9 protein-coding genes and 4 tRNA genes are annotated in these 15,114 nt (G+C 41.8%); 2 read left to right on the top strand and 11 right to left on the bottom strand.

Features of this window, described 5'->3' with window-relative positions; all coding sequences use genetic code 11:
• Positions 1–206: 206 nt before the first annotated feature.
• On the top strand, positions 207–4,253 hold the full coding sequence (locus B3139_RS01675) for a glycoside hydrolase family 2 TIM barrel-domain containing protein (RefSeq protein ID WP_293879485.1): 4,047 nt from the start codon (positions 207–209) through the stop codon (positions 4,251–4,253).
• A 103-nt stretch (positions 4,254–4,356) separates the two neighbouring features.
• Here the strand turns inward: B3139_RS01675 and B3139_RS01680 are convergent.
• The 9 genes from B3139_RS01680 to B3139_RS01720 all read right to left on the bottom strand — a co-directional run bounded on the left by B3139_RS01680 (position 4,357) and on the right by B3139_RS01720 (position 9,964).
• Positions 4,357–4,433, bottom strand: a tRNA-Asp gene (locus tag B3139_RS01680).
• A 24-nt stretch (positions 4,434–4,457) separates the two neighbouring features.
• Positions 4,458–4,531, bottom strand: a tRNA-Asp gene (locus B3139_RS01685).
• Positions 4,532–4,562: 31 nt separating this feature from the next.
• A tRNA-Asp gene (locus tag B3139_RS01690) sits at positions 4,563–4,639 on the bottom strand.
• A 59-nt stretch (positions 4,640–4,698) separates the two neighbouring features.
• A tRNA-Asp gene (locus B3139_RS01695) sits at positions 4,699–4,772 on the bottom strand.
• A 73-nt stretch (positions 4,773–4,845) separates the two neighbouring features.
• Positions 4,846–5,919, bottom strand: coding sequence for a peptide chain release factor 1 (gene prfA / locus B3139_RS01700; RefSeq protein WP_209578736.1), 1,074 nt, complete (start codon positions 5,917–5,919; stop codon positions 4,846–4,848).
• A gap of 98 nt (positions 5,920–6,017) precedes the next feature.
• Positions 6,018–6,347 (bottom strand): DMT family transporter, encoded by a 330-nt coding sequence (locus B3139_RS01705; protein ID WP_209578735.1) that lies wholly within the window; start codon positions 6,345–6,347, stop codon positions 6,018–6,020.
• Positions 6,348–6,408: 61 nt separating this feature from the next.
• Complete coding sequence (locus B3139_RS01710) at positions 6,409–6,999, bottom strand: Crp/Fnr family transcriptional regulator (RefSeq protein ID WP_293879486.1); 591 nt, start codon at positions 6,997–6,999, stop codon at positions 6,409–6,411.
• Entirely contained in the window at positions 6,981–7,736 is a 756-nt protein-coding gene (locus B3139_RS01715; RefSeq protein WP_293879487.1) for a UDP-2,3-diacylglucosamine diphosphatase, read from the bottom strand. The genes B3139_RS01710 and B3139_RS01715 overlap by 19 nt, the downstream gene beginning before the upstream one ends.
• Before the next feature lie 59 nt (positions 7,737–7,795).
• A complete protein-coding gene (locus B3139_RS01720; RefSeq protein ID WP_293879488.1) occupies positions 7,796–9,964 on the bottom strand; it encodes a M1 family aminopeptidase in 2,169 nt (722 codons plus the stop codon).
• Positions 9,965–10,284: 320 nt separating this feature from the next.
• On the opposite strand from B3139_RS01720, the gene B3139_RS01725 reads away from it, so the two are divergent.
• Positions 10,285–12,408 carry a prolyl oligopeptidase family serine peptidase gene (locus B3139_RS01725; protein ID WP_293879489.1) on the top strand — a complete coding sequence of 708 codons (2,124 nt, stop codon included), beginning with the start codon at positions 10,285–10,287 and terminating at the stop codon, positions 12,406–12,408.
• A gap of 116 nt (positions 12,409–12,524) precedes the next feature.
• On the opposite strand, the gene B3139_RS01730 is transcribed toward B3139_RS01725, so the two are convergent.
• A complete protein-coding gene (locus B3139_RS01730) occupies positions 12,525–13,763 on the bottom strand; it encodes a thioredoxin family protein (RefSeq protein ID WP_293879490.1) in 1,239 nt (412 codons plus the stop codon).
• Between the two features lie 111 nt (positions 13,764–13,874).
• Positions 13,875–15,062 carry an aminopeptidase C gene (locus B3139_RS01735; protein ID WP_293879491.1) on the bottom strand — a complete coding sequence of 396 codons (1,188 nt, stop codon included), beginning with the start codon at positions 15,060–15,062 and terminating at the stop codon, positions 13,875–13,877.
• Positions 15,063–15,114 lie beyond the last annotated feature (52 nt).

The raw sequence follows: 15,114 nt of genomic DNA on the forward strand, positions 1-15,114 counted from the left end.
TTGGGATCTTTTTTTAATGTTGTTATTTCCTTTGCATCTTATCTGCCAGAAGAACTTTCCTCGAATGATGAAGCACACGAAAGTGAGCGAAACGAGCTTTGATTGTATCGAAAAAGTTTCGCAATCGAGTGCTTTCATAATCTGCTTGTTATTACTACAAAATGAAGTTACATTTGGTTTCCTAGTCTAAATTGTTCAACGACATTATGTTAAGAAAATCTGTTATTTTTTCAACGATTCTAGCCTCCTTGCTATCTCTGAACCCAAGTTTCACGATAGGGCAGACAACCTCATCCGCTATCGACGGTTTTCAGTATGGCGCTTCACCGTCTCCAAAAGGGAATGAATGGGAATCGCCTCAATTATTATCACTGAATAAAGAACTGCCACATGCTTCGTTCTATTCTTTTAAAAACGTGCAAAGCGCAAGAAAAGTACTTCCCGAGCACAGTAACTATTGGATTTCGCTCAATGGATCCTGGAAATTCAACTGGGTGAAGACTCCGGAGGAGCGGCCAAAGGATTTTTATCATCCTACCTATAATGTTGGTAGCTGGGAATCGGTGCCTGTGCCCATGAGCTGGAATATTTATGGTATACAAAAGGATGGAAGCTTAAAGTATGGCGTTCCTATTTATACCAACCAGCGTGTTATCTTTCATCATCAGGTAGAGGTCGGTGATTGGAAAGGTGGAGTCATGCGGACTCCGGCGCAGGATTGGACAACCTATGTTTATCGTAATGAAGTTGGATCGTATCGACGTAATTTTACAGTTCCTGCCGACTGGGACGGCCGGGAGGTATTTATCAATTTTGATGGGGTAGATTCTTTTTTCTACCTATGGATCAATGGTAAATATGTCGGTTTTTCGAAAAATTCAAGAAACGTTGCGTCTTTCAATATCTCACCTTACTTAAAAAAGGGTGCTGAAAATGTGTTGGCTGTTGAAGTTTATCGTAGTTCTGATGGATCTTTTCTTGAGTCGCAGGATATGTTTAGACTGCCCGGTATATTTCGGGACGTTTCCCTGACTTCTGCGCCGAAAGTGCAGATCCGTGATCTGGCGGCTATTCCAGATTTGGATAGCAACTATGAAAATGGTTCCTTGAAAATTACCAGTACGATACGCAATCTCAGCAGTAAGCAGGCTGAGGGCTATAAAGTTGTGTATTCACTCTATAAAAATAAATTGTATAGTGACGAAAATACGCTTGTAGACCAAACTGAAGCATCGGCACTTGTTCCTACGCTGGGTAGTCAAACTTCTAATAGCGTAGCCGCGACATTGAATGTGAAGAATCCGAATAAATGGTCGGCAGAGTTACCGTATCGGTATACTTTGGTGGCTGAATTGAAGGATAAGAAAAACAACACGGTTGAGACTATTTCCACCTATGTCGGATTTAGAAAAGTGGAGATCAAAGATACCGAAGCGGCAGATGATGAATTTGGGCTAGCGGGCCGTTATTATTATATCAACGGCAAAACCGTCAAACTAAAAGGTGTCAACAGGCACGAGACCAATCCTGAGCATGGTAAAGTGGTGACAAGAGAACAAATGGAAGCTGAGGTGAAATTGATGAAAAGGGCCAATATCAACCACGTTCGTAATTCGCACTATCCGGAACCTGCGTATTGGTATTACCTATGCGACAAATATGGGATTTATCTGGAGGATGAAGCCAATATCGAAAGTCATGAGTATTATTATGGCAAAGAATCGCTTTCGCATGTTCCTGAATGGAAGAATGCACATGTGGCCCGTAATATCGAAATGGTGCATTCGACCATCAATCATCCGGCTGTTGTTATCTGGTCTTTAGGAAACGAAGCTGGTCCGGGTGATAATTTCGTGGCTGCCTATCAGGCTATCAAGAAAATCGATACATCAAGACCTGTTCAATACGAGCGTAACAATGCAATTGTTGATCTGGGGTCCAACCAATATCCGTCAATTGACTGGGTCAGAGGTGCTGTAAAAGGTACCTATAAATTGAAGTATCCGTTTCATATTTCAGAATATGCACATTCCATGGGGAATGCTGTCGGTAACTTAACTGATTATTGGGAAGCCATCGAATCGACAAACTTCTTTATGGGCGGCGCCATTTGGGATTGGATCGATCAGGCCATGTATTATTACGATAAAAAGACCGGAGAACGCTTTCTGGCCTATGGTGGTGATTTTGGGGATAAACCCAATGATGGAACGTTCGTGATGAATGGGTTGATCTTTGCTGATATGATACCGAAGCCACAATACTATGAGGTGAAGAAAGTTTATCAAAATGTGAGCGTAAAAGCTGTTGATATTCAACAGGGAAAAATTGAGCTTTTTAATAAAAATTATTTCAAGGATCTATCCGATTATCAGGTACAATGGTCGTTATTCAAAGACGGTGTAGAAGTAACAAATAGCAAAGGCACGATCAGTACGGGTGATTTACCGAAAGCTCGTCAGCGGAAGCAGTTTGTATTGCCGATAAATTACGCGCAGTTAGATGCTGGATCGGAATATTTTATGAAAGTGCAATTTATACTCCATGAAGATAGGCCATGGGCGACAAAAGGTTTTGTCCAGATGGAGGAACAGCTTTTTGTCAAAGCTGCTGAAAATAAACCGCTGATTTCATCTGTTGCAAAAGGAGGAGCTCCGGTGCTTTCCAAAGAAGGCGATTTACAAGTGGTGAAGGGAGATCTGTTTACGGCTAAGTTTGACAATAAGACAGGCTCGATTTACAATCTAGTTTATGCAGGCAAACAAATTATCCGTGATGGCCAAGGCCCTCAATTGGATGCGCTACGTGCTCCGGTTGACAATGATAACTGGGCTTACCAGCAATGGTTTGAAAAAGGATTGCATAATCTGCAACATAAGGTTTTGTCTTCAAACAGCTATACCAAGAAAGATGGAACGATTGTATTGGCGTTTACGGTTGAGTCGCAAGCCCCTTACGGTGCGTCTTTGCTGGGCGGAACTTCGGGAACCTACACCCTTAGAGAACATAAAGACAAACCTTTTGGTAAGGACGACTTTAAATTTACAAGCAATCAGATCTGGACAATCTATAAGGATGGCTCCATTGAATTGTCTTCGAGTATTACATCCAATAATGCGAGTGTGGTCTTAGCGCGACTGGGCTATTCTTTGCAACTGCCTGCTGAATACAGCAACTATAGTTATTATGGCCGGGGACCGATCAATAATTATGCTGACCGGAAGACTGCTCAATTTATTGAAATGCACAAAAGCACCGTAAAAGATCAGTTCGTGCCCTGGCCCAATCCGCAAAATATGAGCAACAATGAAGATGTGCGCTGGACAGCATTGACAAATGATAATGGACAGGGAGTTGTTTTTGTTGCGAAAGAGCATTTAGCGACCTCGGCTTTGGACTATAGTGAGCTTGAATTGACGCTTGCACCACATCCTTACCAATTGCCAAAGAGTTCGGGCGTCCACGTGCATCTTGATGCCGCGGTAACCGGATTGGGTGGCAATAGCTGCGGACAAGGGCCCCCGTTGGACAAAGATCGTGTGAAAGCAGTACCAACTGCAATAGGCTTTATTATCCGTCCGGTTCAGAACAATGATATGAAGGAGAAGGTTCAGGTAGCGACTGCAGGAGATGCGCCAATATCAATCGTGAGAAGTTCCAATGGTGAAGTTTCGATGCTAGCAGGAAATAAAAGTGAGCCTGTATTGTACAGTTTGAACAACGCAAAACCACGTGTCTATAAAGCTCCTTTTGATTTACGGACCGGTGGTACCGTAACCGCTTGGTATCAGCATAATGAGAAATTAAAGGTAACACAACAATACACAAAAATCGAGACCATTCCAATGGAAGTTGTCTTTGCTTCAAGTCAGGAAACTGGTGAAGGTGATGCTAAAAACCTATTGGATGGAGACCCATCTTCGATCTGGCACACGATGTATTCGGTGACGGTAGCTCAATACCCGCATTGGGTTGATTTTGACGCAGCGCGTATCAAAATAATTAAAGGGTTCACTTTCCTGCCAAGACAGGATGGACCGAATGGTGATATTAAGGATTACAAGATTCAAGTAAGCAAGGATGGCAAGAATTGGGAAGAGGTGATGTCGGGATCTTTTGAAAGAAATAAAAAACTAAAAACGGTTCGATTTGAGAAGCCTGTTAAGGGACGGTATATCCGTTTTACAGGACTTAACTCACAACGGGGCGATGATTATGCTTCGGGTGCTGAATTTATGGTTATAGCGGAGTAAAACGACCCTGTGGACGCCCATCAATATGAATTAAAAAAAGTGGAATTTGGCTTATCAAAGCAAAAAAAAAGCATCATTTAATGATAAATGATGCTTTTTTTGTTGGCGGTCTGGACGGGACTCGAACCCGCGACCCCATGCGTGACAGGCATGTATTCTAACCAGCTGAACTACCAGACCAACAATGTGTTTTTAAAATTTTAGCGGTCTGGACGGGACTCGAACCCGCGACCCCATGCGTGACAGGCATGTATTCTAACCAGCTGAACTACCAGACCTAAAATCTTAAAGATTGTTTTTAATAATTTTTGGCGGTCTGGACGGGACTCGAACCCGCGACCCCATGCGTGACAGGCATGTATTCTAACCAGCTGAACTACCAGACCTAAAAATCTTAAAAACTTATTTTGTTAAAGAACATAAGAGATTTCTCTCTCTTTTGAAGCGGTCTGGACGGGACTCGAACCCGCGACCCCATGCGTGACAGGCATGTATTCTAACCAGCTGAACTACCAGACCTCAACCCTTCTCCTCAGAAGGTGTGCAAATATAGCGTTTGTTTACGTATCTGCAAAGATTTTTTGAAAAAAAACTAATCTACTTGGCCGTCTTTCATCTTCTCTGCATTCTCTGCAAATTGCAGTGCATCGATAATTCCTTGAATATCACCGTCCATAATTGCCGGTAAGTTGTACATTGTCATTCCGATACGGTGCTCTGTTACGCGACCTTGTGGGTAATTATAGGTACGAATCTTTGCCGAACGGTCTCCTGTTGATACCAATGTTTTTCTTTTTGCGGCGATGTCGCCGTTCTTTTTGTTCAACTCGAGCTCGTAAAGTTTGTTACGCAACATCTCCATAGCTAACTCACGGTTGGCTAATTGGGAACGTTCGACCTGACAAACAACGACGATACCCGTCGGTTTATGCGTTAATTGTACTTTTGTTTCTACCTTATTGACGTTCTGTCCACCGGCACCTCCCGAGCGGGATGTCTGTAATTCAATATCACCAGGATTGATTTCAACATCCACTTCTTCCGCCTCGGGAAGAACTGCTACTGAAGCTGCGGATGTATGTACCCGGCCTTGCGTTTCAGTATCTGGAACGCGTTGCACACGGTGTACACCTGATTCGTATTTCAATTGTCCATAAACGTCTTCACCGATTACCTTTAATATCACCTCCTTGTAACCGCCAGAAGTTCCTTCGGTAACATCCATGACTTCATTACGCCAGCCTTTGGTCTCGAAATAACGTGTGTACATGCGATAGAGGTCACCAGCAAATAAAGCTGCTTCATCACCGCCCGATCCACCACGAATTTCGATAATGGCGTTTTTCGCGTCTTCAGGATCCTTCGGAATCAGCATCAGACGAATCTCTTCTTCTTTCTCTTCTTTGGCGACATATAAAAGATCCAACTCCTCCTTGGCCATCTCACGAAGCTCTTGATCCTTTTCGTTCATGATGATGTCCTTATTGGTGTCGATATTACTGACCATATTTCTATAAATATGGTACTGATCCACAATCTTGCCCAAATCTTTGTATTCTTTATTTAATCTGGCAAAACGTTTCATATCTTGCATGGTATCAGGGTTGCTTAATTCAGCTTCCACTTCTTCCCATCTTTCTTTTATCGCTTGTAATTTGTCTAACATATTTCAAAAATGCTTCTTCTAGGAATGTATGCCCTAGGTTACTATTGAGTGTACAAAAGTAAGGAAATTTTGTTGCTTTTAAACTACCTAGCCGGCTATTAATGAGAGGAAACTGCTTTTAGTCCCACAATAGAGGCAATGAGTGTGAAAATAAAGAATATGCGCCAGAAATCTGCTGGCTCCTTGAAGAAAATGATTCCCATTAAAACCGTACCTACTGCTCCGATCCCCGTCCAAACAGCGTAAGCTGTACCCAGAGGAAGTGTCTGTGTAGCTTTGATCAATAAGCCCATACTCGCAAAAAGAAAGATCACAAAAGCCCCATACCAGAGCCATTGCCCAGTCCCGGTCGCATCTTTCGCTTTACCCAAACAGGTGGTGAAACCAATTTCACATAATCCACCCAATATTAAAAATATCCAGTTCATACCCTTTTCTTTGTTTAAATACAAAGTTCCTTCTTTTGGGCGGTAATAGTTTTTACAAATGTTAAAAATTTGTATGAATATTCGCGCGAATCCGACTTAAAGTAACTTGACTAACACCGAGATAGGAGGCGATGTACCCCAGTTTGATGCGCTGGATATATTGGGGGTATTTTTGAAGGAGTTCTGCATAACGCTCCTGCGCAGTATTAAAAAGCTTCGCCATTGTGCGGTGCTCGGCTTTTATAAATTCGAGTTCAGCCATCTTTCTCCCCCAGTTGGCAATCGCGATATCACTTTCGTAGAGCTCAAAAAGCTGTTGCTGGTTGATGCGATAGACCACACTGTCCTCCAGCAGATCGATGTTTTCGTAACCTGGGGTATCATGCACATAACTATTCATGGAAATAAGTGTTCCTCCGGGGGAAACAAAATCAAGGGTAATTTGACGTTTGGGCGTCTCGTAATAAACCCGTGCTAAACCCGAGGCCAAAAAATAGATGTCTTTTTGCGTTTTGTCCTGTTCGATTAATAGGCTATTTCTTTTCACGGTGATCTTTTGACTAAGCTGCTCCAATTTTGAAGTGCTTTCCCCCGAAAGAGAGTGATAGCCATGGAGGCAATCCGATAATGAAATTAAGATCTGCCCACCCATTTCTCCAAACGTAAATTTTCACCATCCCATACGGCGTAGGTATGGTAGTTTATCCATTCGCCCAAATTTATGATGCGGCTATTGGGATTCAGCTTAATATCATAGGGCAGATGTCGATGTCCAAAAATATAATAGTCGTGATGCTGTATGGACTCAACTTCCTTCGCATAGCCAATTAGCCATTCTTTGTCTTCGCCCAAAAACTTTTCGTCCTCATTATTCGAAAGCCTGCTATGTTTTGACCAGCGTGTCGCGATTCCAATGCCAAGATTTGGATGTAAACGTGCAAATAACCATTGGCAGAAACGGCTCCGAAATACTTTCTTGAGTATCTTGTATTTGTAATCTCCCGAACCTAATCCATCACCGTGGTGAATATAAACGTGTTTTCCGTTGAGCTCTAACTCCAGCTCATTGTCGATGATCCGAACATTTAATTCCTTTTTGAGGTAATCAAACATCCACATATCGTGGTTTCCTTTAAATAAAGTAATGGGAATGCCAAGATCCGAAATTTCGGCTAATTTACCCAAAAAGCGGATATAGCCTTTCGGGACAACCGTGGTATATTCAAACCAGAAATCAAAAATATCACCAACAAGATAGAGCTGTGCAGCATCTGTTTTGATCTGGTCTAGCCACTGTATAATTTGCAGCTCCCTTTCCCGTGAGCGTTCCAAGGGATACGATCCTAGATGGAAGTCGGACGCAAAATAAATTTTTGTTCTTGTTGACATGTGGCCAAAACTAAAAAAAATGGAGGCGAATACAAAATTCGCCTCCACAATATATTTTCCTAGGATTTAGATAATTCGGTGATGAGCGCCTTTAGATAATCCATGGCATCGGGATCAATGCGCTTTAAAGACTGCTGAAGTTGATCGGGATAAGCACTTTTTATCGCCATGATCGAACTTGCGATAACCATATAGGATTTGTCGTTTACAGCATTCAATATTAGACTTTTGTATTTTTTATCTTTTGTCTGCGCGAGCTTTTGGATCGCAGAGGCACGGATAACAGAGGCTTCGGATTTCTCTGCAAGTGTCGAGATTGTTTTTTCTGTTGATTTGCGGACTGCGGGATTGCTTAGATCGAGACCCTGAATCGCTGTAGCAGCAAGGTCGGGATCGGTATCCTTTAACGCTTCAGTTAAGATTTGTTGACTAATGGTATTCGCCGGATTTTTTGCAGCGTAAGTAATGGCCTCTGCACGGTTTGCAAAGGAAGGAGCATGTTGATATTGATACAGATAGTCGGCAGCTGACTTAGCGATTTGAATTTGGCCAACGAGCACTTTTTCGGGATCAATATCGATAAATTCAACGGCAGCAGGTACGGGAACCATAAATTGGGCATTCCGCTTGTTGAGTTGAAAGTGCTGTCTGATCTTACCATTTTTGGTATAGATATCGACGGTCAAAGGGACCTGGAATGTCTGCACGGTAGAATCTTGAATTTGGGCTACGTTCAGTATAACACTGTTCTCTCCAGTTCTTGTCGTAATTTTCAAAATTGGATGCCCACCTTGGTAATACCATTGATTGAAATACGGAGCCCAGTCTTTGCCGGTCACTTCCTCCATAGCGAGACGCAGCTGTTGCGGTTCGCCGGTTTTAAAAGAATTGTCTGTCAAATATTTTTTTAGCGATTGATAGAATGCGTCATCCCCCATCTGCGCTTTCAGGGCATAGAGAATCAATGATCCTTTCGCATAGCTGATGTTATCGAACATATCTTCTTTATCGTGATAATAATAGCGCGCTAAAGCCGGACTCTTTCCGTTTTTAGTCGTGTTAAGGTAAGACTGTAGTTTTTCAAACCTCGATTTATCCCCACGATCTTTACCTCCGTCGTGTTCACGCCAGATAACCTCGCCGAAAGTGGCGAAAGACTCATTCATGGTCAGATTGGACCAAGATTCTGCTGTGACCAAATCGCCAAACCACTGGTGAAACAGTTCATGGGCAATCGTTCCCTCCTGATTATCGTCCAACAATTCGCGTTTGGTCTTTTGTACATGTTCCCCATGCAATGTTGCACTGGTGTTTTCCATTGCACCTGAAACATAATCACGACAGACGATCTGTGCATATTTATTCCATGGGTAAGGGACACCCAGTGTTTTGCTATAAAAGTCCATCATGGCCGGCGTCTTCCCAAAAATATCTTTGGCATAGGGCGAATATTTCGGCTCCAGGTAATAGTCAACAGGGATATTATTGTACTTATCGGCATAGATTTTGAAATCGCCGACGGCCATCATAAACAAGTAGGGAGCATGTGGTAGATCCATTTTCCAGGTATCCGTGCGTGTACCATCCTGATTCTTCTCTTGGTTTATCAACGCTCCATTCGATAAACTGACATATTTATCAAGGACAGTCATGGAGATTTCGGCCGTGGTTTTTTGATTTGGACGGTCGATGGTGGGAAACCATGCTGAAGACGCTTCGGTTTCGCCTTGTGTCCATATCTGGCGCGGCTTATTTGGCGTACGCTCATCAGGATTGATAAAATAAAGTCCTTTTGCATCATTGATTGCTGCACTGCCCTGTGCTTTTAATAAGTTGGGTTTTGCAGTATAATCGAGGTAAATGGTGTACTTTTCTTTTGCGAGATACTTGCGGTCGAGCTTGATCAAAAGCGAGTTGTTATCATAGTTGTATTTTAATGGAACCAGCTGCTGGTCATTAACCAAAGACACCTGTTTGATATCCATTCCTTTTGCATCGAGGCGAAGGGAGTCCGTCGGATAAAAATGGGGTTGCAATGTAACCCATTCTTTTCCGTAGAGGAATTGATTTGTATAGTCAAAACGTACATCCAGCTTGGTGTGAACAAGATTATTGATCTTGGTAGGGGTGGCTCTATACTGTTGATCCACCGGTAGTTGCTGACCATTGCTGACACCCGTTTGCAGCATGGAAATTCCTACTAAAAGATATATGATTTTTTTAAACATGGTTTAGTAATTCAAGATTTAAATAAATCTAAAGAAATTTCGGCTGTCCAAGAAATATGCTGCTAAGAAATATGCAACTGCTGATGGATGTTTTCTCGATTGCTCTATCGCTGATAAACAGACAGCGATTTTGTTGTAGCGCTTTTCGCACCATATTGTGGTTGTCGGGTAACGATGAATCCGGGCTTTTTAAGGTATGCTTTGCAAGATAAATACAGCCTGAGAAACATCGGAGGTCGATAAATTTGTTTATATTCAACTCAAATTTTCAGATACTAGGTGAATTGAACTTAGATTGGTTGAAACAAGTATACGATTTTATGATAAAGAAAAATTTTGGTCTTATCCTCATGATGATGGGTATGGCAGGTACGGCGACAACTGGTTATGGACAACGGTTAACATATCCCACGACAACGAAAGGAACCGTCGTGGATGAATTTTGGGGGGAAAAGATTGCAGACCCCTATCGCTGGCTGGAAGATGATCGTTCAGCTGAAACAAAAAACTGGGTAGAGGCTGAGAATAAGGTCACATTTGACTATTTGAATGCAATCCCGTTCCGCACAAAACTGAAAGATCAATTAACCGAAATATGGAATTATGAAAAAATAGGAACACCTTTTAAGGAAGGTGGATATACATATTTTTTTAAAAATAATGGCTTACAGCAGCATGCGGTGCTTTATCGCAAACTAGGGGAGAAAGGGACAGAGGAAGTTTTCTTGGACCCAAATACTTTCTCGAAAGATGGATCGACTTCATTAGCGGACATTTCATTTTCTAAAGATGGTAGCCTAGTCGCCTATTCTATTTCTGAAGGCGGATCAGACTGGCGGAAAGTCATTGTGCTGAATGCCAAAGATAAGTCACCTGTGGGGGCCACCCTCATAGATGTCAAATTCTCCGGTATCGCATGGAAAGGAAATGATGGGTTTTATTATTCAAGCTACGATAAGCCAAAGGGGTCTGAACTTTCTGAAAAAACAGATCAACATAAATTATTTTACCATAAACTCAACACAGCACAGTCTGAAGATAAATTGATTTTTGGAGGTTCTGCAACACCAAGGCGTTATGTGGGTGCTTCATTGACAGATGATCAACGGTACCTAATTATCTCCGCCGCAAATACGACAACGGGAAATGAACTGTATTATCAGGATCTCAAGCAGCCGAATAGCAAGATTATTTGCTTGCAGGACCATTTTGATGCCAATACCGGTGTCGTTGACAATATTGGGGACAGTTTCTTACTGGAGACAAATTATAAGGCTGCCAACAACCGTTTGGTTAAAGTAGATTTGAAGAATCCTGCAAAAGAGAACTGGAAAGATGTTATTCCAGAGACTGAAAATGTCCTTTCGATCAGTACTGGAGGGGGCTATCTTTTTGCAAATTATTTGAAGGATGCCGTTTCTGTTGTGATTCAATACGATTATACCGGTAAGAAGATTCGACAAATAGAATTGCCTGGCATTGGTACAGCGAGTGGCTTTTCGGGTAAAAAGACAGAAAAAGAAATCTATTTTGGTTTTTCAAATTACATTACACCGTCTTCGAGCTATAAGTTCAACGTGAGTTCTGGGCACGCTACACTTTATATCAAGCCTAAAGTAAAGTTTGACTCGGATCAGTATGAATCCAAACAGGTGTTCTACACATCGAAAGACGGTACGAAAGTTCCGATGATTATTACCTACAAAAAGGGGATTGCTTTGAACGGTAAAAACCCGACGATTGTGTATGGTTATGGGGGCTTTAATATCAGCTTAACCCCTGGGTTCAGTACTTCCGTTGCTGTGTGGTTAGCAAATGGCGGTGTTTATGCTGTTCCGAATCTCCGTGGCGGCGGCGAATATGGTCAGAAATGGCATGATGGCGGCAGGCAGTTCAATAAATTAAATGTCTTTCATGATTTTATTGCAGCTGCCCGTTACCTGCAGGAGAATGGGTATACATCACCGGAGTATACCGCTTTAAACGGGGGATCCAACGGTGGCTTGCTTGTTGGGGCGACAATGACAATCGATCCTAAAATTGCCAAAGTGGCTCTTCCAGAGGTTGGTGTTTTGGATATGTTACGTTACCATACTTTCACGGCTGGTGCAGGTTGGTCCTATGATTATGGTACGGTCAGTGATAGCAAAGAAATGTTTGATTATCTGAAAGCGTATTCTCCGGTGCATAATGTGAAATCTGGCGTTTGCTACCCAGCAACAATGGTGTTTACCGGAGATCATGATGATCGGGTAGTACCAGCACACTCCTATAAATTTGCTTCAGAGCTGCAGGCAAAGCAAGGTTGTGATAATCCTGTATTGATTCGTATTGAGACGAAAGCTGGTCATGGTGCTGGAAGGTCTACAGAAGTTCTGATCAATAGTAATGTGGATAAGTATGCTTTTGCGCTTTGGAACATGGGAATAAAGGCATTAAAGTAACCAGGCAGCTTGAAGCTTCAGGCTGAGGTCTCTATCTATATAAAAGTCCCGATCCATAATTGGATCGGGACTTTTGTCTTTAGGGATGATCAGCGTAGGCTCTTATCGGGTTCCTTTTAGTTTTCCCAAGTTTTTATTCCTTTCATCATCTTTTCAAGCGTTTCTTGATAGATAGGGCGATCGTCCTCACTGGCCATTTCGACGGCTTTGTTTTGCCACTTTATCGCTTTTTCTTTTTCACCTTTTTTATAGAGTAGATTGGAGTAGGTGTCCAAGAATGCGCTGCTCGGATCTTCAATAATCGACTTTTTGCTCCAGCTTAGTGCGGATTCGATACAGGCCGGATCGCTGCTGTTATTAAAGATAGTCCAGGCAAAAGTGTTTAATTGATGTGGAGTAAAATCTTCTGATGAAAGATAATCATTGATGGTATTCTTCATCGCCACATAATTTTTCACCTGAAGGTAATAGTGTGCTCTAATCTTCTTGAACATCGGAACGAAATCGATGTCCGGATATTTTGCCGTCAGTTCATTTTGATAACTATCCCAGTTAGGTTCGTGCTTGGCATCTATTTTAATCTGGAATAATTCGTTAACGACAACATTTGCCAGCGTACGGTTGGCAATACCAGGTGACTCTAATAGGATATCAATTTTTTCTTTATTGTTCCGGATAAGATTGAAAGCTTTCGAATTGGTAAATTTTGCTGCAGCCAATAGAATATGCACGTTCTCCTTTTTGAACAATTCATCTGTTCCTAGTGAATTTGCTAACGTATTTTCCGCCTTGCGCGCAGTGTTTTCATCGTAAGCGATATTCGCTGCTTTTAGCATCTGCTTGGCCGTGTAAATATCCTGCGGTCTTTTATCGAATTTTTTTAACAGGGTGTAATACTGTGTTTCGGGATTTAGCCCATCCATTACATGGCCGACAAATTCAGGCGCATCACTTGCGCCAACAATGCGGTGTACAGCTTGTCCATTGGGATTAAAAATAAGAAATGTAGGAAACGATTGAATATTATATTCATTGGAAATAGCACGCGCATCGGCATACCATTTTTTGACGTTGGCATTGTCAGATTCTGTGGAATCCATTTGTACCCTAACACTAATAAAGTTTTCATTAATTGGCTGCCCCACCTGTTCTAAAGGAAAGATCTCATTACTCATATATTGGCATGGACCACACCAGGTTGCAAATAGCTCTACAAAGATATATTTGTTTTCAGCTTCTGCGCGCTCCTTTATTTGTTTCCAACTCAATCCATTTATAAATTTCACACCCTTAGTCTGGGCGTGAGCCAAATTCCCGAATAAAATCGTAAGGCACAATGCGATTATACTTCTCATACTCACTCAACAAAAGATTCATAATTATGCTTAAGTTATCAAATTAATCTGAAAACAAAAACACCTCGGATGTTTTAATTTCAGAGGTGTTTTTGTGGATTGATAAATCGTCTATTTGATATTTATCTTAGCCTTTAAATCTTTTGTTAGGCCGTCTTTGTGTAACATCAAAGAAGTTGTTTTATAACGTACGAATTCTTTTGAGGCATAAAGGTAACCATGATAGTCATTTGTTGTTCCCCAAGAGTTTTTAACAATGTAGTACTCTTTTCCATTTTGATCTTTCACAAGCCCAACAATATGCATACCGTGGTCATCAGTTGTTTGCCAGTTATCAAAAGCTTTTTGTCTTTCTTCGGCTGTAACTTTTAATTCCGGTTTAGGACCAACGAACATGGTTGATTTTTCTTGCTCTGTCATTTCCTCGAATGGTTTTTCAGGTACATAAGCAACCCCGTTTTTCCAGGAGAAACCTTTTTCAGATACGTCAGTTGCCCAAGCCACAGTATAACCCTTTTGTAAAGCGTTGTCAATGATATCCGTTAAATCGTTCATTTTAACATTGTAAAAACGGTCGAATGACCAGTTGTCTGGAATCAGCAATACGAACTGGCTGTAATACGGATGATCGGTTACGGAAGCAATACCGACATAGTCGTCTGGATTGATACCGATTACCTGATCTGCAAAGGTACGTGGTGTGTAGGATTTACCGTTATAGTCAAATTTCTCAGGGACCTCTCCAAGGTAAGAATCCATGGCAGCGGTATAGGCTTTCTCCCAGTTTGGCGTCAATGTTTTGCCCTTCACTACTGCACCCAACATAGCGTCCAACATAGAAGTCATTTCGCCAAAGTTGTTACGGGTAGTACCGTAGTGGAGACCGGTATACGCCGATTGTGGCATTGTTCCGTATTTACGAAAGGAGTTCAATACATCATGGAATTGACCGCCCTCGCCCAATGACAATCCACCATGAAGGCGTACATAGGTACGTGCTTTGTCTAAGTATGTGTTCCGCGCAGTATAAATTTGGGATATCTCAACCGGTTTCTTACCCATACGAATCATCTCAGACTCTAGGAAAGAATTACCTGAATAAGACCAACAAGTACCTGATGAACCTTGATTTTTGATGGATGTATTCCCTAGATTGATGACTTCAGTAAAGGTAAATCCAGATTTGCTATTGTCATTTTGATTTGCTTTAAGCGCATTGATCAAATTGTCTTGTGCTTGTACTTGGAAAGACGCTGCAAAAAGTGAAGCGGCTAGTACAATCGTTTTATTCCAATTCATTGTTAGTATGTTGTTAATTTAATGTGGTGCTAAAATAAATAAATAAAATTGA

This window comes from Sphingobacterium sp. UBA1498 (assembly GCF_002325125.1).
GTDB lineage: Bacteria > Bacteroidota > Bacteroidia > Sphingobacteriales > Sphingobacteriaceae > Sphingobacterium.